Origin of the sequence: Pedobacter duraquae (assembly GCF_004362245.1) — a bacterium.
In the GTDB taxonomy this organism is placed as follows: Bacteria; Bacteroidota; Bacteroidia; order Sphingobacteriales; family Sphingobacteriaceae; genus Pedobacter; species Pedobacter duraquae.
Window position 1 is genome coordinate 696,531 of sequence record NZ_SNWM01000001.1, and the last position, 23,681, is coordinate 720,211.

Annotated in this window: 22 protein-coding genes; 5 read left to right on the forward strand and 17 right to left on the reverse strand. The window is 39.6% G+C overall.

Annotation, left to right across the window (positions count from 1 at the left end):
- Positions 1 to 34 precede the first annotated feature (34 nt).
- The 13 genes from CLV32_RS03095 to CLV32_RS03155 form a co-directional block, all read right to left on the reverse strand.
- Positions 35 to 670: a toxin-antitoxin system YwqK family antitoxin gene (locus tag CLV32_RS03095; protein ID WP_133552272.1), complete on the reverse strand. Its 636-nt coding sequence runs from the start codon at positions 668 to 670 to the stop codon at positions 35 to 37.
- A gap of 10 nt (positions 671 to 680) precedes the next feature.
- A complete protein-coding gene (locus CLV32_RS03100; protein WP_133552274.1) occupies positions 681 to 2,309 on the reverse strand; it encodes an acyl-CoA carboxylase subunit beta in 1,629 nt (542 codons plus the stop codon).
- A gap of 67 nt (positions 2,310 to 2,376) precedes the next feature.
- The gene (gene mgrA / locus CLV32_RS03105) at positions 2,377 to 3,366 is read right to left on the reverse strand and encodes an L-glyceraldehyde 3-phosphate reductase (protein ID WP_133552276.1); all 990 of its coding nucleotides are present in this window, start codon (positions 3,364 to 3,366) and stop codon (positions 2,377 to 2,379) included.
- A 28-nt stretch (positions 3,367 to 3,394) separates the two neighbouring features.
- Positions 3,395 to 5,038: a beta-N-acetylhexosaminidase gene (locus CLV32_RS03110; protein ID WP_133552278.1), complete on the reverse strand. Its 1,644-nt coding sequence runs from the start codon at positions 5,036 to 5,038 to the stop codon at positions 3,395 to 3,397.
- A 16-nt stretch (positions 5,039 to 5,054) separates the two neighbouring features.
- Positions 5,055 to 6,188 (reverse strand): glutathionylspermidine synthase family protein, encoded by a 1,134-nt coding sequence (locus tag CLV32_RS03115; protein ID WP_133552280.1) that lies wholly within the window; start codon positions 6,186 to 6,188, stop codon positions 5,055 to 5,057.
- Positions 6,188 to 6,517, reverse strand: a complete 330-nt coding sequence (locus tag CLV32_RS03120) for a hypothetical protein (protein WP_133552282.1) — start codon at positions 6,515 to 6,517, stop codon at positions 6,188 to 6,190. Before CLV32_RS03120 ends, CLV32_RS03115 begins: the two co-directional genes overlap by 1 nt.
- Position 6,518: 1 nt before the next feature.
- Entirely contained in the window at positions 6,519 to 6,839 is a 321-nt protein-coding gene (locus tag CLV32_RS03125; RefSeq protein WP_133552284.1) for a hypothetical protein, read from the reverse strand.
- 125 nt (positions 6,840 to 6,964) lie between these two features.
- On the reverse strand, positions 6,965 to 7,417 hold the full coding sequence (gene msrB, locus CLV32_RS03130) for a peptide-methionine (R)-S-oxide reductase MsrB (RefSeq protein WP_133552286.1): 453 nt from the start codon (positions 7,415 to 7,417) through the stop codon (positions 6,965 to 6,967).
- Positions 7,418 to 7,522: 105 nt separating this feature from the next.
- Complete coding sequence (locus tag CLV32_RS03135) at positions 7,523 to 8,284, reverse strand: DUF1269 domain-containing protein (protein ID WP_133552288.1); 762 nt, start codon at positions 8,282 to 8,284, stop codon at positions 7,523 to 7,525.
- 240 nt (positions 8,285 to 8,524) lie between these two features.
- Positions 8,525 to 9,994, reverse strand: a complete 1,470-nt coding sequence (gene guaB / locus CLV32_RS03140; RefSeq protein ID WP_133552290.1) for an IMP dehydrogenase — start codon at positions 9,992 to 9,994, stop codon at positions 8,525 to 8,527.
- A gap of 108 nt (positions 9,995 to 10,102) precedes the next feature.
- Entirely contained in the window at positions 10,103 to 10,558 is a 456-nt protein-coding gene (locus tag CLV32_RS03145) for a GNAT family N-acetyltransferase (protein ID WP_133552292.1), read from the reverse strand.
- A gap of 73 nt (positions 10,559 to 10,631) precedes the next feature.
- Positions 10,632 to 11,906 (reverse strand): M16 family metallopeptidase, encoded by a 1,275-nt coding sequence (locus tag CLV32_RS03150; RefSeq protein WP_133552294.1) that lies wholly within the window; start codon positions 11,904 to 11,906, stop codon positions 10,632 to 10,634.
- Positions 11,899 to 13,143 (reverse strand): M16 family metallopeptidase, encoded by a 1,245-nt coding sequence (locus CLV32_RS03155; RefSeq protein ID WP_133552296.1) that lies wholly within the window; start codon positions 13,141 to 13,143, stop codon positions 11,899 to 11,901. The genes CLV32_RS03150 and CLV32_RS03155 overlap by 8 nt, the downstream gene beginning before the upstream one ends.
- Before the next feature lie 99 nt (positions 13,144 to 13,242).
- Between CLV32_RS03155 and CLV32_RS03160 the strand changes: the two genes are divergently transcribed.
- A complete protein-coding gene (locus CLV32_RS03160; RefSeq protein WP_133552298.1) occupies positions 13,243 to 14,367 on the forward strand; it encodes a CofH family radical SAM protein in 1,125 nt (374 codons plus the stop codon).
- A 60-nt stretch (positions 14,368 to 14,427) separates the two neighbouring features.
- Here CLV32_RS03160 and CLV32_RS03165 read toward each other — a convergent pair whose 3' ends face one another.
- Both CLV32_RS03165 and CLV32_RS03170 read right to left on the reverse strand, forming a co-directional pair.
- Positions 14,428 to 15,270 (reverse strand): ferritin-like domain-containing protein, encoded by an 843-nt coding sequence (locus tag CLV32_RS03165; RefSeq protein ID WP_133552300.1) that lies wholly within the window; start codon positions 15,268 to 15,270, stop codon positions 14,428 to 14,430.
- 11 nt (positions 15,271 to 15,281) lie between these two features.
- Positions 15,282 to 15,995: a ferritin-like domain-containing protein gene (locus CLV32_RS03170; protein WP_133552302.1), complete on the reverse strand. Its 714-nt coding sequence runs from the start codon at positions 15,993 to 15,995 to the stop codon at positions 15,282 to 15,284.
- 149 nt (positions 15,996 to 16,144) lie between these two features.
- On the opposite strand from CLV32_RS03170, the gene CLV32_RS03175 reads away from it, so the two are divergent.
- The 4 genes from CLV32_RS03175 to CLV32_RS03190 all read left to right on the forward strand — a co-directional run bounded on the left by CLV32_RS03175 (position 16,145) and on the right by CLV32_RS03190 (position 21,967).
- A complete protein-coding gene (locus CLV32_RS03175; RefSeq protein WP_133552304.1) occupies positions 16,145 to 16,927 on the forward strand; it encodes a LytR/AlgR family response regulator transcription factor in 783 nt (260 codons plus the stop codon).
- Positions 16,920 to 19,859: a sensor histidine kinase gene (locus CLV32_RS03180; RefSeq protein WP_166641867.1), complete on the forward strand. Its 2,940-nt coding sequence runs from the start codon at positions 16,920 to 16,922 to the stop codon at positions 19,857 to 19,859. The genes CLV32_RS03175 and CLV32_RS03180 overlap by 8 nt, the downstream gene beginning before the upstream one ends.
- 731 nt (positions 19,860 to 20,590) lie before the next feature.
- On the forward strand, positions 20,591 to 20,785 hold the full coding sequence (locus CLV32_RS03185; protein WP_133552308.1) for a hypothetical protein: 195 nt from the start codon (positions 20,591 to 20,593) through the stop codon (positions 20,783 to 20,785).
- A gap of 36 nt (positions 20,786 to 20,821) precedes the next feature.
- Complete coding sequence (locus tag CLV32_RS03190) at positions 20,822 to 21,967, forward strand: GNAT family N-acetyltransferase (protein ID WP_394346167.1); 1,146 nt, start codon at positions 20,822 to 20,824, stop codon at positions 21,965 to 21,967.
- On the opposite strand, the gene CLV32_RS03195 is transcribed toward CLV32_RS03190, so the two are convergent.
- Together CLV32_RS03195 and CLV32_RS03200 are read right to left on the reverse strand one after the other, a co-directional pair.
- Entirely contained in the window at positions 21,968 to 22,297 is a 330-nt protein-coding gene (locus CLV32_RS03195) for a helix-turn-helix domain-containing protein (protein WP_133552310.1), read from the reverse strand. It lies immediately after the preceding gene.
- A 29-nt stretch (positions 22,298 to 22,326) separates the two neighbouring features.
- Complete coding sequence (locus tag CLV32_RS03200) at positions 22,327 to 23,679, reverse strand: UDP-N-acetylmuramate--L-alanine ligase (protein ID WP_133552312.1); 1,353 nt, start codon at positions 23,677 to 23,679, stop codon at positions 22,327 to 22,329.
- Positions 23,680 to 23,681: the final 2 nt, after the last annotated feature.

Here is a 23,681-nt window from a genome sequence, read left to right on the forward strand (position 1 = left end):
AGCATCAGTGTAATTTGATTCAGAGATTATATTGTTAGCCTTTGCCGGCTTTTAATTCTTCGGCTTGCAATTCTTTACGTGATTTCTTAACGGTGGATATGAGTTTATCATTTTCATAGGTATCTACCTGTTTACCGCCAGATCTCAACCAAGGCCCATTCTTTTTCCCTTTGCTGTATAGTCCGGAATCAGTTAAAACTCCCTTGGCATTGAAGGATTTAAATTCTCCATCAAAGAGATCATCCTTAAAATTTACTACATTTTTTGCTTTACCATCGGGGTAGAAACTTACCCATGTACCCTGCTTCAGACCTTTAACATAATTGCCTGTAATCGTTACAAATCTTTCCTTACCCTGTTGCACCGGTATTGTCCCATCCAGTGTATTTACATCACTCACCCAATCGTAGAACACAAATTTGCCATCTGCAATTTTCAGACTGTCATCCATAAATGCACCGGTTAGCATCAGATAACCGTCTGCATCAAATTTTTTCACCACATATTTCTCATCTCCACTAACCCGACCATAGATTGCGTAACTGACTGCCTGGGTAGAATCATTGGTTAGCTGATCCTTCGCGTCAAAATATATTTTTTTCAGTACCTGACTATAGCCAATCGAAGTATATCCAAGAAACACAAATAATAATATCAAAAGTCTTTTCATTTTATTCCTCTTAAGTCTGAATAATCCCTACATTAAATTGTTTTTTTATCGGCGATTGATTAGCAGCCTCTATCCCCATGGATATCACTTTACGTGTTTCTGCGGGATCAATAATGCCATCTACCCAAAGTCGTGATGCAGCATAGTATGGCGTAGTTTGTCCATTATACCTATCCGTTATTTCTGCCAACAGCTCGGCTTCTTTTTCTGGAGTGATGACTTCCCCCTTACCTTTCAGCGAAGCTTCCTGGATCTGCAGCAATGTTTTTGCTGCCTGAGCGCCCCCCATTACAGCAATCTTAGCGGAAGGCCAGGCGTAGATTAACCGCGGGTCATATGCTTTTCCACACATTGCATAATTTCCAGCACCATAAGAATTACCCATAATAATAGTAAACTTAGGCACTACAGAATTGGCAACAGCATTGACCATCTTTGCACCATCTTTAATAATACCACCCTGTTCAGATCTGCTTCCGACCATAAACCCAGTTACATCTTGTAAAAACACCAAAGGAATCTTTTTTTGATTGCAGTTCATAATAAATCTAGCGGCTTTATCAGCGCTGTCCGAATATATAACGCCGCCAAACTGCATTTCGCCTTTTTTTGATTTGACTACTTTACGCTGGTTGGCAACGATGCCTACAGCCCAGCCATCAATTCTTCCTAAGCCACAAACAATGCTCTGCCCATATAGTTTTTTGTATTCCTCAAATTCGGAACCGTCTACCAGACGATTGATGATATCCAGCACTTCGTACGGCTTTTCTCTATTTTCAGGGAGTATACCATATAATTCTGCAGGATCAAGTTTTGGAACTTCGGATTTAATTCGATCGAAACCAGCCACCTGCGGTGCGCCGAGTTTGCTCATGATCGTACGTATGCTTTCGAGGCACGCTTCATCATTCGGATGTTTATAATCTGTAACGCCGGAAATCTCGCAATGGGTGGTTGCCCCACCTAATGATTCGTTATCAATATCTTCTCCAATAGCTGATTTGACCAGATAAGAACCGGCTAAGAAAACGGATCCTGTTCCCTCAACAATCATAGCTTCATCACTCATAATTGGTAAATACGCTCCACCCGCCACACAGGATCCCATAATAGCAGAAATTTGTACTATACCATCTGAAGACATTAGTGCATTATTTCTGAACATCCGGCCGAAGTGTTCCTTATCTGGAAAGATTTCGTCTTGCATTGGCAAAAAAACACCGGCACTATCTACCAGGTAAATCACAGGAAGTCGGTTTTCCATTGCGATTTCCTGAGCCCTCAAGTTCTTTTTAGCAGTCATAGGAAACCATGCACCAGCCTTTACCGTAGCGTCATTCGCAACAATCATGCATTGTCTGCCAGACACATATCCGATCCCGCAGACAACCCCTGCTGATGGACAGCCACCCTGTTCAGCATACATGCCATCAGCTGCAAAAGCACCTACCTCGAGAAATTCAGTATTCTTATCTATCAGGTAGGCGATCCTTTCTCTGGCTAAAAGTTTACCTTTTGCTTTTTGTTTCGCTGCACTTTTCTCTCCGCCTCCTGCATATATTTTTTTAAGTCTCGTTTTCAGTTCGAAAACGTGTTGCTTATTTACATCTTCATTCCTATTGAATTCTATATTCATGCAGGCAAGTTAAACAGTAAATTTATGAAACTATAGTCCATTTCGGGATTCGGTATACATCTTGAAACTAAGCAAGAATCTGATCAATCTTTTCAAGCTCCTCCTGATAGAAATGTAAATGATCGAGCGACCGTAATGAATCTGCGAGTTGTTCTGGCTTACTTGCTCCAACTAAAACCGAAGTAACCCGTTGATCTTTCATTAACCAGCTCAGAGCCATCTGTGCGAGCGTCTGATCACGTGATTCAGCTAACTTATTTAGCGCCCTAACTTGCTGCAACTGCGCTTCGGTAATTGACGAAGCCTGCAAATGCCCTGAAGATTTTGCAGCCCTGGAGTCGTCCGGGATGCCGCCTAAATATTTACTGGTTAAAATACCCTGAGCGAGCGGAGAAAATGGAATACATCCCACGCCTTCCTGTTCGAGCAGATCGAGCAAGCCACGCTCAGGCCATCTTTCTAACATAGAGTATTTAGGCTGATGAATTAAACAGGGGGTCCCGAGATCATTCAGGATCTGGAAAGCCTTTGCCGCATCCTCCGCCTGATAATTTGAAATGCCAACATATAGTGCTTTTCCCTGACGAACAAATAAATCCAAAGTCCGCATGGTCTCTTCCAATGGCGTTTCCGGATCCGGTCTGTGGTGATAAAAAATATCGACATAATCCAATCCCATTCTTTTCAAACTTTGATCAAGGCTTGAAACGAGATATTTTTTTGATCCGCCATCCCCATAGGGACCTTTCCACATGTCGTATCCTGCTTTTGTTGAGATAATTAATTCATCTCGGTAGCTTTTAAAATCGCGCGCCAGGAGCCGTCCGAAATTCTGTTCAGCCGTTCCATACGGCGGACCGTAGTTATTCGCAAGATCGAAATGGGTGATACCCTTGTCGAATGCAAGATGTAATATTTTGCTGTAATTTTCAGAAATATCTACGTCGCCGAAGTTATGCCATAATCCCAGGGAAATTAATGGCAAGTTGACACCACTGTTTCCGCATTTGCGATATGTCATTGCATTATAGCGATTTGCTGATGCTGTATAATTCATATATATGTAGTAATCTTTATTTAGCTTATCAAGGTGAAATAACTGAGAATGGCAATTTGCTATAGTTTAGTCCCCAGAACTCATATCTGGCAAATTGCCGTTTTAGTCTGAATTCAAAATCTGCCCAGTCGCGATTAGATTTCTGACTCCATAGCACCTCACTCAAGGCAGCCATCCTGGGAAAGATCTGATATTGCACTTTATCTTCATTTGCGATATACTCAGTCCATAAGTTGGCCTGTGCACCAAGGATAAATCTACCTTCCTCAACATTTAGTCCCTTTGGGACAGGCTCATAGGCATAAACTTTTTGAATATTTGTATAGCCTCCTATAGTAAGAGAATCCTCTGGCTTGTTTTGAGAATGGTCAAAATAAACGTATTCCCCTGGTGTCATGATAACATTATGCTTCAATTTTGCAGCTTCAACACCACCTTGTTCTCCCCGCCAGCTCATCACAGTAGCATTTGGTGCCAAGCCGCCTTCAAGTATCTCATCCCATCCAATAATTTTTCTGCCTTTGCTATTAATATATTTTTCCATGCGTTGCACGAAATAGCTTTGCAGGCCATGTTCATCTTTTAGATGATGTTCTTTGATCAACTGTTGACAAAATTCGGAGCGTTTCCAATTGTCTTTGGGTGACTCATCTCCTCCGATATGGATATATTTTGCAGGAAATAGTTGAATAACTTCATCAATCACATCCTGAAGAAATCCAAACGTTTCCTCGGAGGGATTGAATACATCATTAAATACACCCCAAGTCTGCTGAACCTGCTTGCCCGTCTGGCTCCCCGACCAGATCGTACCTTTCGGAAGTTCTGTATTTTCATCAGGAAAACAGCTATATTCGGGATAGGCAGCGAGTGCAGCCGATGCATGACCCGGCATCTCAATTTCTGGAATTACAGTAATATAACGTTTTGCGGCATACGCAACTACATCTCTAATCTCCTCTTGAGTATAAAATCCACCATAAGCTTTACCATCATTCCCATTACCTGGAAAATGACCTGTGATCGTGCCATTTCTAAAACCACCTATCTGCGTTAGTTTCGGGTATTTTTTTATCTCTATCCGCCATCCCTGATCATCAGTAAGGTGCCAATGAAAATAGTTCAATTTATGTAGGGCAAGATAATCAATGTAGTTTTTCACAAAAGCTACAGAAAAAAAATGTCTACTTACGTCAAGATGCATACCGCGATAGGCGAACCTCGGCTCATCTGCAATATGTAGATACGGCAATATAATCGATGCGTCCTTAATTGTGGGAAACAATTGTATTAAGCTTTGAACAGCGTAAAATATACTCGCTGGACTGTCACCTGAGATCTGTATTCCATTTTTATTGATATCTAGTATATAAGCGCCCGCAATATCAGATTTAGTATTTTTTATTCGAATTTCAACAACACCTTTGCCCTTAGGCGCCTGCCTTTCTTGCTTCAGCTTAAAGCCAAAGTTTTTTTGAATGTAATTGTTCAAGTAATCAACAGAAGACTGATACTGTGTACTTCTAATAATGACAGCGGTACCAGAATTAAGAGTGAAGTTGCCTCCGGGATTAGAGAAACTCATTTCTTTAGGCTTTGGGATTATACTTGTTTGAGCGGCGACGAACGTCGATAGTGCAACAAACAGTAAGAAGCAATATAATTTATACATAATTTCGAGATAACTGCTAACCCTTAATTAAATGTGGTACAAAACATGAGGTATTATCCGTTATGAGTTTATTGGACTCCCGAATGCCTATTCCTGCTGCCTCCTGCCCAATAACCCACGACCCTATCACGGGTGTTGTACCATGAAATGATTTACTTTCGAATATTTGCTGGCAAATAAAGCCCTCTGCACCGTAAATCCCTTTTGTTTGGGCAGTAATAAAATCGCCCCTGACGATCTGGACGTTTGCCCCCTCCCTTGAAAGTAGTGGCTTTTTAACGTAATTTTTTAACGGGTTTTCAGCTTCCGTGTATGTAGGTAAGAGGTATGGACAATTTGGGAACAGCTCCCATAGAACAGGAAGTATAGCCTTGTTAGACAAGAGCATTTTCCAGGCAGGTTCTATCCAGTACATTTCCTGTTGCTTAAGCATTTGCTCAAAGAACGGCTCTTTGACCATCCATTCCCAGGGATATAACTTAAAAACATTGCTAACCATCTGATCTTCCATATCCACAAAAACTTTCTGTGAATCATCCCAACCCAAATCATCGATGAAAATAAGTTTTGTCTCAAGTCCTGCTTGAATAGCACAATCGCGCATGTATTCGGTTGTCGTCAAATCCTCCAGTGACTGTTTGACACAGGCGAAATGAACAGTTCCATCGAACAGATAAGGTTTTAGATATTTCCAGTAAGCGATCAGTTTCTCATGTATCGAATTGAATTGATCTTTGCTCTTATCAAAATCCTGCAACCAAAACCATTGAACGATTCCGGCTTCAAATAATGAAGTAGGTGTATCAGCATTAAATTCAAACAACTTGAGCTCGTTACCATCGTAGCCAAAATCAAATCGGCCATAGATTGCCGGTGCATCTTCATTCCAACTTTTTTCAATTAATGGAACAGCACTCTCAGGAACAGCAAATAAAGGATATAACCGATGGTCTATGATATGTTGAACTGCCTCCAGGCACATTCCCCAAAGTTCAGCAGTCGCTTTTTCGATCAGTGTAATTTCAGCCAAAGTAAACTCATAGCAGGCATCTTCTTTCCAGTATGGAATTTCGGCCGTATGAAAACCAAAACCAAGCTTTTCTACAGCTGTTTGCCAGTTATTTCTGGCATAAATCGAATTCCTTTCCATTATGATGATACTGAAAATGAATGTGAACCGCCGAAGCCGCCCCTAATAGCTGCACTCTTTGCTGCAGAACGCCCTACATTAGACCGTCGGCTAACACCACCGGAATAATAACCTGCATGGTGATACCTATTGCCGTAAAACATGCCGTAGGGCCTGAATGCGTAGTACCATAAAAATAAAGGAATATGTGCTCCTTGCGTATGCGTGTAGTTTGCAGTTGAGTCTGATCGCATGTAGACTTCGTTACTATCCCAATTTGGCTTCGGTTTATTACAGCCTGCGAGGGCAGACGTGATAAGTACTAAAGAAACTATTTTTGACTTCTTCATCCTATTTGACCGTAATAAATATTTGGTAATTCTTTTTTATCGTCACGGTAGTATCGTCGCCTTTGGTATTTTCTGCAACTTCTTTTGTACTGCCCAGTGAAGGTATTGTATCCAATCTAATTACCTTTTTAACTGCCATTCCCTTAATCCAAAAAATGTTTTCCGTTTTCATGATATCCAATGAATCATTTAGATGTGAAATGCCTACTTTCATCTCGACAGAGCCATTTTGATCTACGGTTTTTACTTTATCATCATTCTTTTCGGCACAACTGGCGAATACCAGCAACAGGGCGCATAGCGCGGTTAATTTTGAGCTCATTAGCGTAAGTTTATAACGGAGCTAATTTAGTTAAATAATCAGGTCAACAAAACAGACATCCGTTTTTAAAAAAAAACACCCTACCTGGTTTTGCCAGATAAGGTGTTTTTCGAATGCTAAATCTTTTAAACGTTTTCTTTTACCTTTTTCAGTGATACTGCATTCATGCAATACCGCAGCCCGCTCGGTGCTGGCCCATCGGGAAACACGTGCCCTAAATGTGCTTTGCAGGTATTACATACAGCTTCGATCCTTCGCATTCCATACGTATTGTCGCCAACATAGGCAACGGCGTTTTCTTTAACAGGCTGTGTAAAAGAAGGCCATCCTGTTCCAGATTCAAATTTTTCTGTACCATCAAATAGCAAGGTATCGCAACATACACAACTATACAGGCCCGATTCAAAAAGACTGCACATTTCCGAACTATATGGACGCTCGGTTCCTTTGAGTCTCGTAACCTGATATTCTTCTTCGGTTAACTGTGCTTTCCATTCAGCATCAGTTTTCACCACGGTATGATCAGGTGCTGGAGTACCCTGATCAGCCATTTTAATTACATCATTCCACTTAAGCATATTATATTTTTTTGAACTTTTAATTTTTAAACATACACCAGTAATTATGATGCCAGAAAAACAAATGTCAGTCTACTAAAATTCCTGATATTCAATAGATATCGATTATTTACTATTTTTCAATTGTTCCAATCTGGCTTTTTGTGCTTCTAATCTTTTTGACGCGCGCTCCTGGACTTCCTCATCGCTTACACTATCGCTGCGATGTTCGTTTATCCACAATTGATATTGTTTTTCCTGTTGATCGTAGTTGGAATTAAGTTTGCGTTGTAATTGTTCACGCTTTAATCTAAGCGCTTCTAAAGTTTCATTCCAATCCGCTTTCTCATTTCCCTCCGCTTCCAAAAACTTAATTTCGGCTGTCTTTATGTCAGCAGAAATTTTGTCAAGTTCAGTTTGTGCCGGAACATAGATGTCATCCTGTAGATTAAACCTGCTCACGTCTGTTGTAATTGGCAGCAATACACTATTTAAGGGCGTTTCCCAATCTTCCCACACATGCGCCACAAGTACAGATTTCCCATTTGGAATTTTTTCCGACACTACGTCAAGATAGTCGGACACACTTTCGGCTCTTAATGTCTCCCCGGCTGACCCGGCTAACATGCCGCCTGCTACACCCACGATAAGACCTAATGGACCTGCAAGCAATCCAATCAGGCCACCTATGAGGCCACCTCCTAAAGCTCCTGAGCCTTCAGCCTCATCTTTAGCAGACCTGATCGCGGTGTTACCGTCCAGATCTTTTGTCAACACATAAGTTTCACCGATTGATATATCTTTAGTAAGTCCTAACTGCTGTATTGCTTGTAGTCCTTTGAAAGCGTCTGTTTCAGTATTGAAAAGCGCCTGAATCATTTTTTCCATAATCTTGATTTATCCTGATATTACTACAAAAAAAAGGAAACTAAGTTTTAGTAAACTGATTTCAGTTGAGTGTATAACGTTTCCCCATATTGCTTTAAGTTAGCATTACAAAAACTAGGCTTTAGAATGATAGACCTCTATGCAGGTGTAATAATTTCAACAAGTCGTTAAACTATCTTTTAATGTAAAAAGACCTTTTGCTATAGCAAAAGGTCTTTTTCATGATATATCCCAAGTCAACTAGCGTGAATAATTTGGTGCCTCTTTGGTGATAGAGATATCGTGAGGGTGACTCTCGCGCATTCCCGCCGCTGTGATACGTACAAATTTTGCTTTTTGGAGATCATCAATAGTAGCAGCGCCGCAATAGTGCATACCTGCTCTTAATCCCCCAATATACTGATAGATAACTTCAGACAGGGTTCCTTTGTAAGGAACACGTCCTACAATCCCTTCCGGAACCAGTTTAGTTACCACATCCTCGTCATCCTGGAAATATCTATCCTTAGAGCCATGTTGCATAGCTTCTACTGATCCCATTCCGCGATAGGACTTGAATTTCCTTCCTTCGTAGATTATGGTTTCACCCGGCGACTCTTCAACACCTGCAAAAAGTGAACCTGCCATAATTGTACTCGCACCTGCTGCAATTGCTTTAACGATATCGCCGGTCTGTTTGATACCACCATCTGCAATAACTGGAATACCTGTACCGATTAACGCTTGTGCACATTCGTAAACAGCATATAACTGTGGTACACCTACACCTGCAATGATACGGGTTGTGCAAATTGACCCTGGTCCTATTCCAACTTTGACAGCATCTGCACCAGCCTCTGCCAGCGCACGTGCTGCATCAGCTGTAGCAATATTACCAGCAATAACCTGAAGATCAGGAAAACGTTTTTTTATGGATATAACCATATCTATAACACCTTTGGAGTGCCCGTGAGCAGTATCTACAGTTACGACATCAACACCAGCCTCAACAAGTGCGGCCACCCTGTCGATATTATCTGCTGCTACCCCTACCGCTGCGCCAACACGAAGTCTTCCATGTTCGTCTTTACAGGCTTTAGGATAGTTTTTATATTTTTGAATGTCCTTAAATGTGATTAGTCCTGCCAATCTTCCGTTGGCATCAATTACCGGGAGTTTCTCTATTTTGTAATCCTGTAATATTTCCTCAGCCTGCATTAAGGTAGTTCCTTCAGATGCCGTTATTAAGTTTTCGCGGGTCATAACCTCCGAAATAGGACGTTGCATGTTTTTTTGAAAACGCAAGTCTCTGTTTGTGATTATACCAACAAGTTTATTATCAGTATCAATAACAGGAATACCACCAATTTTAAACTCTTTCATGATTTTGAAAGCATCGGCAACAGTCGAATCCTCGCTCAGAGTCACGGGGTCTTGAATCATACCACTTTCTGATCGTTTTACTTTACGAACTTCAGCAGCCTGACGTTCAATAGTCATGTTTTTATGCAACATGCCAATACCTCCCGCCTGAGCTATCGCAATTGCTAAACCAGCCTCGGTCACGGTGTCCATAGCGGCAGATACAATAGGTACATTTAGTCGGATTTTTTTAGTCAGAAAAGTTCCTGTATCCACATCACGGGGCAGAACTTCTGAATAAGCAGGCACTAATAATACATCGTCGTATGTTAGTCCTTCGGCAATAAATTTTTGGGGATCGAGTTGCATAGCAAATAATTTAGGAGTTATTATTTGCCGGGCAAAATTACGCAAATATTTAACATTACGCAATAAATCACCAAACGGAATTGATTTTAACGCAAAACTGACAATGGGTTACCCCTCTGCAGTGTGCTGGCGTAATTGCTTCGGGCCTTGGGGCCAGATATAGGCAGTAGTTTGTTTTTTCCAACCCAAACTGGTATAAAAGTCTCCTTTACCTGGTGCCGCAGTGAGGGTAACGAAATGATAATCCTGAAGCAATGCATTCAGTCTATTTACGATCTCCTTACCTAATCCCTGCCCTTGAAAGTCGGGATCTACAATCACATCGCCAAGCATCGCATAATACCTTCCGTCATCTATCGTCCGACCGAATCCGATCAGCTGATCGTCTTTATAAACAAAAATCTTCCAGGATCCAGTGCTAAAGGCTTTTTTCAGTTCTTCAGCAGTCCGTGTTCGCCAGTTAACACTGGCGAACAACTCACAAATATGGTTCCAGTCAAGTTCACCAAGATCAGGGTTTACTTTATAAATAAATGATTGCGGCGCTAATACTTTATTGGGCATAATTTTAAATTTCACCCTATAACAGGGTTAGTATACTTAAGTTTTAAATATTGGAGTTGCACAGGTATATGCCTTATTTTCTACCCACAATAACTTTTGTAAAAAAGTCGAGATCGAGGTATTTAATAGCAAGCTCTTTCAAGGTTACCGCACTGATATTTTTAACAGTATGAATATATTTCTGATAGTATGAATAGTCCAAACCAGAAAAGTATACATTTTTGAATTTATCAGCATGTGAAAAGGCGTTTTCCAAACTCCCAAGCATAGCGCCGAGCATATAATTCCGCACCAGATCGAGCTCTGATTCTGGTATTAATTCTGATCGAAGTAATATAATTTCTTTTTCTATTTCTTCTTGAGCCGATACCGATACGTCGGATCCAACCTCAGTAGCGATAAAAAAGTAACCAGCGTCTCTCAAAGATACGACGGCGGATCCTATACCATAAGTGTAACCTTTATCTTCACGAATATTTGCCATTAACCGTGAACCAAAATAACCCCCCAACACGCAGTTCAAAACCTGGAAACCCGGGAAGTCAACATCTGTTCTGTTGATTCCCAAACAGCCCATACGGATTGCAGACTGTATAGCATCTGGTTTGTCAATAAAAAGATCGTTTTTAGTATTCTCGTTAAAAACAAAGTGATTACGGAAAGATCCTGACGACGCTCCCCATTCCCGACCAAATATTTGATTCAAAACAAGAAACTCCTCATTTTCGAATTTTCCAGCGACAAAAATAGTACAATTCTCAGGGGCATATGCAGCTTTAAAATAATCGAGAAGATCACTTTGCTGGATTGCTTCATAATCAGCCATTTCAATATTAGAGCCATAAGCAGAATCACCAAAAATGGTATTAGCAAAATATTTTCTTGCCAAGAAGTCATTTTTCTGAAGACTAACCTGTAAAGATTGACGCTGATTCTGAATAAAAATCGAAAGTTCTTTCTCAGGAAAGATACTGGAAGTGAGGATTGATTTGACAACAGGCAGAACCTCTGCGAGATGTTTGTTAAGGGTGTAGAGTTTTATTGTAGACTGGTCAGCACCATATTCTGTTTGCAGAAATGCACCATAATAGTCTACACGCTCTGCGATCTGTTGGGCATTTAAATCAGGAGTACCATTGTTGATCAAATGATTTACAGCGATAGCCTGTAAAGGCTTGCTAACATTCCAATTTACGTTTTCAAAAATGAACTCTATACGCACCAACTCTTGATTCCCTGCGTTGATGGTAAAAACAGGAACACCATTGTCCAATTGTTGTTTATGTGGTTCAATAAAATTAATATTATCAACCTGGTGATAAGCAGGTTCTTTTTTACGATCAAGCATGTTTAGCAATTAAATAATAGAGGGTAGAACATTGTTGGGGAATAAATGTACGTTGTGCAATAGCCATAATGTCTGCCGATTGTACCGCTAAATACTTGTCGATCTCGATATTAAGCAACTGGGCATCACCGAGCAGCTCATAGTAAGCAAGATTCATGGCTTTGTCCAGTAGATTCATCTCAGCAAAAACCATAATAGACTCCGACTTATTTTTCACTTTTGTAAGTTCATCATCAGTTACGGCGGTATTTTTTAACTTGTTAAGCTCTACCCAGATAGCGGCCTCCGCTGCTTCAACTGATACACCCTCCACAAGTTTCCCTTCTATGAGAAATAAGCCCTCATCAAGACTACTTGTGATGTATGCGTGTATATCACTAAACAGCTGTTGATCCTTTAACAAACTGGTATAGAGCCTGGATGACTGCCCCTGCGATAGAATATCTGCCATAAGATCGTAAGACTGGTAACTTGGGTCGCTTCGTCTAGGCATTTTAAATGCCATATAGATTGCATTTAAGGGCACTTCAGCCTGAACTTTCAGTGTTCGTGCTTCTTCTTGCAAAGGTTCTTCAGGAAGCTCACGAACGTACCTTTCCCCGGCTGGAATTGATCCAAACCATTTTTCTGCCAGCAATCGAACATCTTCAAATTCCACATTCCCACCAACAACTAAAATCGCATTTTGAGGCGCATAATGCTTTTTAAAAAAAGCTTTTACATCATCCATTTTTGCATTCTCGATCTGGGCCAAGTCCTGGCCTATTGTAGCCCAGCGATAGGGGTGTATCGTGTAAGCGAGTGGTCTTAACTTGAGCCAAACATCTCCGTAAGGCTGATTCAGATATCTTTGCTTAAATTCTTCGCAAACAACATTTCTCTGGGTCTCGAGACTCTTTTCAGAGAATGCCAGACTCAGCATGCGGTCACTTTCCAACCAAAAAGCAGTTTCTATATTATTAGCGGGTAGTGTGATATAATAGTTAGTAATATCATTACTTGTAAAAGCGTTGTTCTCGCCGCCTACGCGTTGTAACGGCTGATCATAATCAGGAATGTTCACAGATCCGCCGAACATCAGGTGCTCAAACAAATGCGCAAAGCCTGTATGCTCAGGGTCTTCATCTCTTGCGCCTACATCATACAGCAAATTCAGTACAGCCATAGGCGTGGTATCATCTTCATGAACAAGAACGCGAAGGCCATTAGCCAATGTGAAACGTTTAAAATCTACCATAAATCGAAAAAATATTCGGCGCAAATATAGGGATATGATTAGCGGAAATGTGATAATCTGGTGAAATAAAAACAACAGAAGATATGGTATATTTGCAGTATGAATACTGCAGATTTACTACAGCGCGCACTCGCATTCGACTTTCTTAGTAAAGAAGAAGGCGTATTCCTATATCACAATGCCGGCACTGCTGAGCTTGCCTTTGTTGCAAATGAACTTCGGAAAAAACAAGTTCCCAGCGGTAAAGTGACTTGGCAGATTGACAGGAATGTAAATACCACCAATGTTTGTATTGCAAACTGCAAGTTCTGCAACTTTTTTAGAAGACCGGGACATGATGAAAGCTACATTACCGATATAGAAACCTATAAAATAAAAATTGAAGAAACATTTAGGTTGGGCGGAGATCAGTTGCTGTTGCAAGGTGGCCACCATCCCGATCTGGGATTACAATTTTATGCTGAACTGTTTGCAAAACTAAAGGGACTTTACCCGGATCTCAAGCTTCATGCTTTAGGTCCACCTGAAATTGCTCACGTTGCTAAATTGGAAGGCATATCACATACCGAGGTACTGAGTGCATTGAAAGCTGCTGGCATGGATTCTCTGCCTGGAGCGGGGGCGGAAATTTTGAATGATAGAGTCCGTAGATTAATCTCTAAAGGCAAATGCGGTGGACAGGAATGGCTGGATGTTATGCGTGCCGCGCATCAATTGGATATCACCACATCGGCGACAATGATGTTTGGCCACGTAGAGACCATCGACGAAAGATTTGAACACCTGGTTTGGATCAGAGAAGTGCAAAGTGAAAAGCCTGAGCATGCTAAAGGTTTCCTTGCCTTCATTCCATGGCCATTCCAGGATGATGGCACTTTATTAAAACGACTTAGAGGGATCAAGAATAATGTATCTGGTGATGAATATATCAGAATGCTTGCATTAAGCCGCATTATGCTACCAAATGTCAAAAATATACAAGCGAGCTGGCTCACGGTAGGGAAAGCAACCGCACAGTTATGCTTACATGCAGGAGCGAACGATTTCGGGTCTATAATGATTGAAGAAAACGTTGTTTCAGCTGCCGGCGCCCCGCATCGCTTCACATCAAAAGGAATCCAGGATGCAATCCGGGAGGCGGGTTTTGAGCCTCAACTCCGTGGTCAACAATATAACTATAGAGATCTTCCTATGGAACTGGAAGAGCAGGTTATCAATTACTAGTCATAAAAAAAGGGGGCAGGAATTACTTCCTGTCCCCTATCTTAAACCTAAACAAAAATTCTAGAAAGTAACACCAAATGGTTTAACAAGAGCCGTTACTTGTTCTGGAGTTAACGGTTCATCAAATGATTCTGAAGCTGCTGCGGCAGTAACTCCTGTTCCATTTATTCCAGTAATATTTAAACCAGCCTGCATTACAATTTCTTCTCCAGCGTAATTTCCAGCTACTGCAGTACCTGTAGTATTGTCATTACCCGAGATCCAAGGCTTAACAGTTGTCGAATGCCCGTTTAATAAACGCATATATCTAATCTTAGCTGCGTGACGTGCCTCAACAGAGTGAATATTCAAAGCTGCAGTCAGATATACACTTTGTCGGATTAACGTTGGCGCTGCACCTTTATATGCGCGAACACCTGTATCTTCTAATGCTTGCGCTACTGCAAGAAAAGTTGGATAATTTGCAAACGTATTTGGAAAAGTACCGCCGGCGGTGAAGTCATACGTTTTAGGTGTAACAGGTGTTTTTCCAGCGCCTGTCAAAACACCTTGCAAGAATTTAACGTGATTAGCCTCATGATCGCGGATAATACCGATCGCTGTTTTATCTGCCGCTGCATATGTACCGTTAAAACCGGCCTCATTAAAACCTCTTACGTAAAACGCATACTCAAAATGTTCAAGTGCAAGTGCGAATTGTAGAACACCCACGATCGCATCAGATGGGGCAGATTGAGCGTATGCTTTTTTAAACATCGCACCTATCGCGAAGGGTACTGAAGCAGCTGCAACTTTTTTCCCTACGCTGAAGAAATCCTTCATTGCAGCTCTTCTTGGATTTAAACGATCATATACGTCTGCATCCACTTTTTCAATTTCGTCTAATATGTTGATAATATTCATGGTAGGTCAGATTAAGAGGTTGGTAAATTACTTGCGTTAATTTTAGTTTTGATATATGCTCCAGCGATAGCAAGTACCTCCAATGGTGTACGTGATTTATCCAGTGCATTTGTAGCATCAACTACTTCTGTATTCGAGAATGAATTTGGAGAAATGATCTCTCTGATGAAAGCAGCGTGACGCGCTTCAACAGAAACAATTTTACCAGCTAATCCCAAATAGGTTGCAGACTTTAATAAGTAACCTGCACCGTTATAAGCAGACACTCCTAAATCTTCAAATGCTTTGGCGGTTGCAAGCACGCTATCTCTTGATGTAAAATTGATTGCTGAAAAATTAACTTCCAGCGATGGAATAGCACTTGTGCCCAGCGCACTTTTAAACAATTCGCGGTGTGCGATTTCATGAAACTGGATATCTTTAAAATAAGCAAGTTCAGCCGCATTAATATTTGTGTAAGGAGTGGCTGCTACCTGAATATAAAAAGCAGCTTCTAGTTGCTCTAATGCATACGCATAATTTAAAATACCGATATCATCACTGCCTAAATTTACACCATCAGTACTGGTGAATCCACGGTCTTTACTACATCCTGCTGCAAGTAATGCGATACCAGCCGCACCGGCACCTGTATATTGCAAAAAAGATCTGCGGCGTAAGCTAGCATCCAAAATGCTGCCACTTTGCTGCAACATTTCAGGTTCTTCTTGTTTTAAGTTTTTCATAGGTAAATGTTTAAAAATTTAAGTTTTTTTGGTAGGTATTGTAATTTGTATAATGGCACATACGATAGAAAAAATGATACGGTTTTTACATTTCTCCCAATTACTTCTAGTTTTGATTTTATTTGTTTAGATTTCTGCTAACTAATTATATGGAAACAATAAAAGCGATTATAGTAGATGACGAAGAGTTCGCCCGATCCTCATTATACTTTTTATTGCAGGAAAACTGCCCAAATATTCAGATTGAAGGGATTGCCAAATCTGTAGCTGAAGCCAGATTATTATTTGACCAAAGCCCTGTAGATCTTGTATTTTTGGATATAGCAATGCCCGGTGAAAATGGTTTCGAATTAATTACGGCAGCGCAACTCCATGGCGTACATGTAGTCTTTACAACTGCATTTGATCAATATGCATTGCGTGCGATAAAAGCCAACGCACTGGACTATTTATTAAAACCTATAGATATAGATGAATTAAAAGAAACGGTTGAAAAAGCGTCAAAATATATTCATTTAGACAAACAAAGAGCAGGGCAACAAGATAATCTGATCAGTCTCCGGCAGGAATTGACGGATCGGAAAACGCAAAAAAAATTAAGTTTACCGAATGGTCAGGGCTACACTATGGTAGATTTCAGTAGTATTATTCATATCGAGGCTGATAGTAACTATTCTATTTTTAATTTATCTAGTAAGGAGAAGATTACAGTCTCGAAGAGTCTTAAGGAGTACGAGGATATCCTTCCCGAGGATCAGTTTATCAGAATACATAAGTCGAGCATTATCAATCTAAATTATCTCGTCGAGTATAATTCCAGAAACGGATTGGAAGTTATCCTGAAAGATGGAAGTAAAATTGCGGTATCTAGAAGACGCGCAAGTGATTTCCTTGATAGGATCAAAAATTTCACGGCAAATAAACATGAATAACTTCGTTTCCAGCATCTTTAAAATCGTGTTTTTATTGCTTTCAGCAGTCTCTACAACCTGTTATGCCCAAACTGCTTACATTCAACATTTCAATATTGATGATGGTTTACCAAGCAATAGTTGCAACTTTACCATGCAGGATGCACAAGGCTACATCTGGATTGCGACAGACGCTGGGGTAAGCCGATTTGATGGAAAACTTTTTAAAAATTTCTCAATCGATGATGGATTACCTGACAATCAGATTTTGCAAATTAAACAGGATAGTAAGGGCCGGGTGTGGTTTTTAAGCTTTAACGGAAAATTAAGTTATTTTCTTAATGGAAAGATCTATAATGACAAGAACGACAAACTCCTTAGGCTCTTAAAGTTTGATGATATTGTTGTTTCATTTTACGAAGACAGCAAAGGGCAGCTTTGGTTCGGAAGCAATAAAAACAGACTGTGTGTCTGGGACGGAAGATTTTTAACACGTTATACGTCAAAAGATAAAAAAAGATTATTCATGCACACATTTATTCATGAAGATCCTACAGGAACAATCTGGGCAATCAATGATCAAAGTACTGTTTACTTACAGGCAAACGTATTCCGTAGCTCCACCCGGCACATCGACGCTTTATCCTACAAAACTATCTCTAATCTACCCAACAGAGACTTAGTTTACTTGAATTCAAAAGGTTTAAATGGCGTTTCTCCGCTTGAACATCAATTAATTTCGAAAGTTCGAAAAGCACTATTAAATGAAGTTCAGGGCTTTATGTATGTGGACTCAACCACATTATGGTTAAGTAGCAATAGTGGCATTTACGAAATAGCTCAGGATGGTCATGAAAAACAGTTATTAAAAGATATCCCGGCCACACAGGTTATGAAAGATCGTAGCAATAATATGTGGTTTGCCACGGCCAAGGGGATTTATATGTTACCTGCTAAAAAAAACCGCATGTACGTATTTGATGAGCAGGACGGTTTAACCAGTAATTATGTCAAGAGTATAACAGCAGATAAGTTTAAAAACCTGTGGCTTGGATTAGACAATGCAAGCATCAACGTAATTGCCAGAACGTCTCATAGCGTTCGCTCGATCACTTTAGCAGATCAACAGAAATTCGGAAATATAAAACAATTGTATTATGATAAGGCGGAAGAGGCTATGTTTGTCGCCTCTGATTATGGCCTTGCCTATTTAACAAAACTGTACGCTATTAATCCTGACAAAAAATTCCTTAAAGAAAGGAGTAATACTACTTTCGCCATTAAAAGCTTCAGTCTCGGCAAAAATGATGAACTCGCGTTAGCAACATCTGCAGGTGTTATTATCTTAAAGGACTACTTAAAAACGTTCATGTTCGATTCGACAAAGCTGAAATCCGGACAAAACCTGTTTTTAACCCGTGCATATAAAACATTTTACACACTCTCCGGAAACTTGTGGTTTTCCAATTCAAACGGTATACAGGAACTAATTGGTGTTAAACTAACAACACCTTCACAGGTTTCGCCCTTTTTCAAAGAAAGAATAAACGACATCATAGAACTGCAGGACGGAACTATTGTGCTTGCTACAGATGGATTTGGGTTGTTATTTGTGAAGAATGACAAGCTTATCAAACGTCTGACAATTGATGAAGGACTGTCGGATAATATCTGCAAAAAGCTCTTCGTGCGAGATGATCATTTGTGGGTGAGTACTAATAATGGAATTAACAGAATTTGCGCAGACGGAAAATATCTTTCAATTAAAGGCTTTGAGTTTACTAATCCGCTTTTAAGGAATGATATAAATGACATGTATATCGGCAGAGATACTGCTTTCTTTGCCACAAATACGGGACTCGTTTATTTTGCAATTGATGAATCTGAAGGACTTAACCAGGCTCCAAGGCCACTTATTTCTTCGATAGTAAGTAACAAGGAACAACTCGACACGCAAAAAAAGATAATTGTTTTAGCCCCCTCGAGAAATAACATTACTTTCTATTACAGCGCTATAGATTTTCAAAATCAAAATATTACATACCGGTATAGACTTGATTCGACAGAGAGCTGGACTGAAACCAAGATCAGAAGGCTTGAGTTCTCCTCACTAACACCCGGCAGCTATGTTTTCGAAGTTAGTGCAAAGACCAATAACACTCAATGGGGCAAATCTGCAAAGATGCCTTTTACGATTAAGGCTCACTTCTGGGAAAAAGGCTGGTTTATTTTTGTATTGATAGCGGCAGCAAGCTTTACCTGTTACAAAATAGCTGTGGTTATAACTAAATGGCAAAAAAACCAAGAGCAAAAGCAATTGCTTTTAAAAAACAAAATCTTAATGCTAGAACAACGTGCATTGCAGGCAATGATGAATCCCCATTTCATCTTTAATGTGATGAACTCCATACAACATTATATTAATACCAAAGATACTTCATCTGCCAACAAAGTGCTGACTGGTTTCGCCCGCCTCATCCGAAAAAATCTCGAAATATGTACAAAAAGCTATATTTCTTTGGAAGAAGAGTTGGAGTATTTAAATCTATACTTGGCCCTGGAGAAAAAACGTTTCGGCAATCGTTTCAACTATGCATTAAATATAGACCCTAAGATAGATAAAGATGAAACCATGATTCCATCTATGCTGCTACAACCTTATATAGAGAATGCGATTTGGCATGGAATAATGCCTAAAGAAGATGGAGGAAATGTATCCATCAATATGGAGTTATCAGATGATGGCCACTTATTGATCAGCATAATCGACGATGGAGTAGGAATAGAAAACTCCTTAAAAACGAAGAAAGACAAACATATTAGTAAGGGAATGAACCTCACCCAGGAAAGAATCAATTTACTAAATCAGGTTGAAGCAATTCCAATACAAATAGAGATTAAACAAAGGAAATCTGCAGGAACCGAAGTATGTGTTAATGTTCCAATACATTAATTTTACCGTTTACTCAATGATCACTACCACTCCCTAAGTTAAAATATCATTTCGCTTTTTTTGCATTAAACTTGTTTATAGATATTCAGACAAAATAATTGTCGACTCGTTCTTATAGAATTGATCAAGATATTTTAACCTAACCTAAAAACTATATCTCAATTCAGGTTTCATTTGTGTGTTAAAAGTGGTAAAGCCAAAATCTTTACCACTTTTTTTTGCTCAAATTTTGATCTCCGGAATGAATCAGCATCGCCACTTGCAATAACTAACAAAGCCACGCGAAATTCTCCCGTTAAACTCGTACTATCTTTATTTCGACTATACCATTTCCGAAACGCACTTTGATTTGAATACCGCTGGTTACAATTGAGGTACTTATGGACTACAGAGGATAATTATCTCTTCTGCTTTGCACACCCAAGCATCTATGCATCTACTAATTGTTACCTTTTAGGATAATCTTATTCCACTTGTTCAAAGTGAATATAGTTTCACTTTTCACTTTACCATAGTAATTTCAACAAATTAGATCTTACACATGAATAATAACCTGGAATTCTCCCCATTTTCAGGACTAAGAAAATTTTAAAAAAATTACGTCTAAAAAGCTTTTTTGTATTAATTTTGACATTAGTAAAAAACTAAAAACAGCTTTCTTTTCGCATTGAAAAGAATTTTTTAGTATTTTTAACTTACCAAATCAAATCAGCCAATTTTATTTTTTTGTAATGACAACTCCAAAAAATTCCGCCAAAAAAAGTTCTGTTGATGCGTCATCTTTTGAAGATGATGAGGTAAATGGAAATCCGAACGAAGAAAGCACAAACAAGAAGTCTTATGACGATGATGATGATTTTGATATGCCTCTTGATGACCTGGACACTTTCGAAGATTTCGATTCGGACGAGGACGAGGACTACTAGTCAAATCAACTTCATATTTAAAGCATCCTAAACAGGATGCTTTTTACTTCACACCCATTAGGAATGCAGATTATAGCCGTAAGTGACAAAAAAACTATTAAAGATTTTCTAGATCTCCCTAGGAAGCTATATGCTGAAGACCCAAACTGGATTTCTCCCCTTGACCAAGATATAGAGGCAATTTTCAACCCAGATAAAAATCCTTTTTTCACGCATGGCTCCTGCAAACGCTGGTTACTAAAAGATGAGAAGGGAGTAGTTATTGGCAGGACAGCAGCATTCATTAATACAAAAAAGGCCTATCAATATGAAAAACCTACCGGAGGAATGGGCTTTTTTGAGTGTATAGATCACAGGGAAGCGGCCTTTAGATTGTTTGACACAGCAAAAGAATGGCTTGCCAATCAAGGTATGCAAGCTATGGACGGCCCAATCAACTTTGGCGAAAATGATTCATTTTGGGGACTTTTAGTAGAGGGCTTCACCCCTCCGTCTTTTGGCATGAACTACAATCCGCTGTATTATAAAGATTTTTTTGAAAAATACGGATTTGTAACTGTGTATGAACAGATCACAAATCATCTGGCCGTGCGAAATCCTTTCCCGGAGCGCTTCACTAAGATCGCTAATTGGGTAGCGAACAAACCTGGATATACTTTTGAGCACTTCAAGAAAAAGGAAGCTGATAAATATGTTAAGGATTTAATGGATATCTATAACGATGCATGGAAAGATTTTGAAAACTTTGTACCTATTAAAAAGGAGACATTACAAGAAAGTTTTAAAAAGATGGAAATCATCATGGACGAAAAACTTATCTGGTTCGCATATATCAACGGTGAGCCTGTTTCGTTTGTTGTAATTATTCCCGATGCCAATCAGATGATCAAAGGATTTAACGGAAAACTAGGGGTAATCGAAAAATTAAAATTTATATACCGAAAATGGATAGGTGTAAATCGTATGCGTGCGATAGTAATGGGCACTAAAAGTGCATTTCAAAAACACGGCCTTGAATCGGCTCTTTTCATCAAACTCAAGGAATATGTGCTCCCTATGAATCAGTACGATGAGTTGGAATTGTCTTGGGTAGGCGACTTTAACGACAAAATGCTCGCTATACACCAGGCTACTGGTGCCACTTTTGGAAAGCGGCACCTCACCATGCGAAAGGATTTCTAATTATTTTGAACGGATCTCTTCATATAGATCTATGACCTTTTTTTGGAGTTTAATAATTTCGTCTTCTCTAGCTGCCAACTTACCTCTCAGCGCAAGAAGTTCCTCAGAATTCAAAGCGTTTGGATTCTCGCCTTCCCGAGAAATTATGTCCATTGTTGATACTTCAAAAAGACCAGCTATTTGTTCAAGCCTGGACATATTGATGTCAGTGATGCCAGTTTCAATTTTAGAAAAGGCTGGAATGGAAATCTGAAGTCTTTTAGCGACTTCCCCCTGGCTCCAGCCTTTTTTTTGACGTAAATGTCGAATGTTTTTACCAATAATATTCATATGGATGATTTAGATGTATGTTCTTACACCTATATCTTCAACTTGCGTGCCAGTTCAATAAGATCCATTCCACTGAAATTTCCTGAACTCATAAGCAATAAGTTACTTTTGTTGAAATTCAAACCTAAAAGATATTCCTCAAGCTTTTCAGATTTATTAAAAAATAGAAGTTTATCGTTCTTAAATGCCAACTGAACATCACTTTCCGCATAAGGGATTATTTTTTTATGCAAGAAAGTTTGTTCGTCAATATATACAATTGCAATATCAGCTTTATCCATTGTATATTCATATTGTTGCAAAAATTCTTTATTCAAGCTACTAAAAGTATGCAGTTCTATGCAAGCTATTAACTTTCTGTTTGGATATTGAAGTTTTACAGCTTCGATTGTAGCCGTTAACTTGGAAGGAGAATGTGCAAAATCTTTGTATACGTTCGTGTCCCCCTCGCTGCTCAGCAGCTCTAGTCTCTTTGCAGCCCCTTTAAACGATTTAATAGCTTGATCAAATTCATTTTCATGCAAGCCTAATTGGGCGCAGACTAATCTTGCAGCATTCAGATTCATCAAATTATGATCGCCAAATATGCGCAGGGCGGTCTCTTGTGGAATTAGATAGGTAATTCCATCCCGCACTTCATGTTTAGGGATTCTGTAAGGAATTTTTTCCACAGATGCCGTTGTTGATTTCACCAAATCATCCACAATCTTATCCAATTCACAATATATCAACTTTCCATTTGGCTCAATGGTATCAATAAATATTGAAAATTGCTCGGCATAATTTGCGAAGGTTGGGAATACATTGATATGATCCCATGCAATTCCGCTAATTACAGCAATATTCGCTTTATACAAATGAAATTTTGGACGCCTATCTATTGGAGAAGCCAAGTACTCGTCACCTTCAATAATAATTACTGGTGCCGAATCTGTGATTTTCACCATAGTATCGAAGCCTTCCAATTGTGCTCCGACCAAATAATCAAAATCCTTACTGTAGAAATCCAAGACATGGAGAATCATCGATGTAATCGTAGTTTTACCATGACTTCCGCCGATAACCACTCTTAACTTTTCTTTAGATTGCTCGTAAACATACTCAGGATAAGAGTAAACCTTAATCCCAAGTGCTTTTGCTTTTAAAAGTTCGGGATTGTCTGGAAAAGCGTGCATTCCAAGTATAACCGCATCAAGCTCTGAAGTAACGTTAGACTCGTCCCAGCCAAGCGACTTGGGCAAGATGCCATACTTATCTAAACGGGACTTCGATGGTTCAAAAATATAGTCATCCGAGCCAGTTACGTTGAATCCTTTTTTTTGAAGCGCTATTGCCAAATTGTGCATGGCACTTCCTCCTATCGCTATAAAATGTATACGCATGA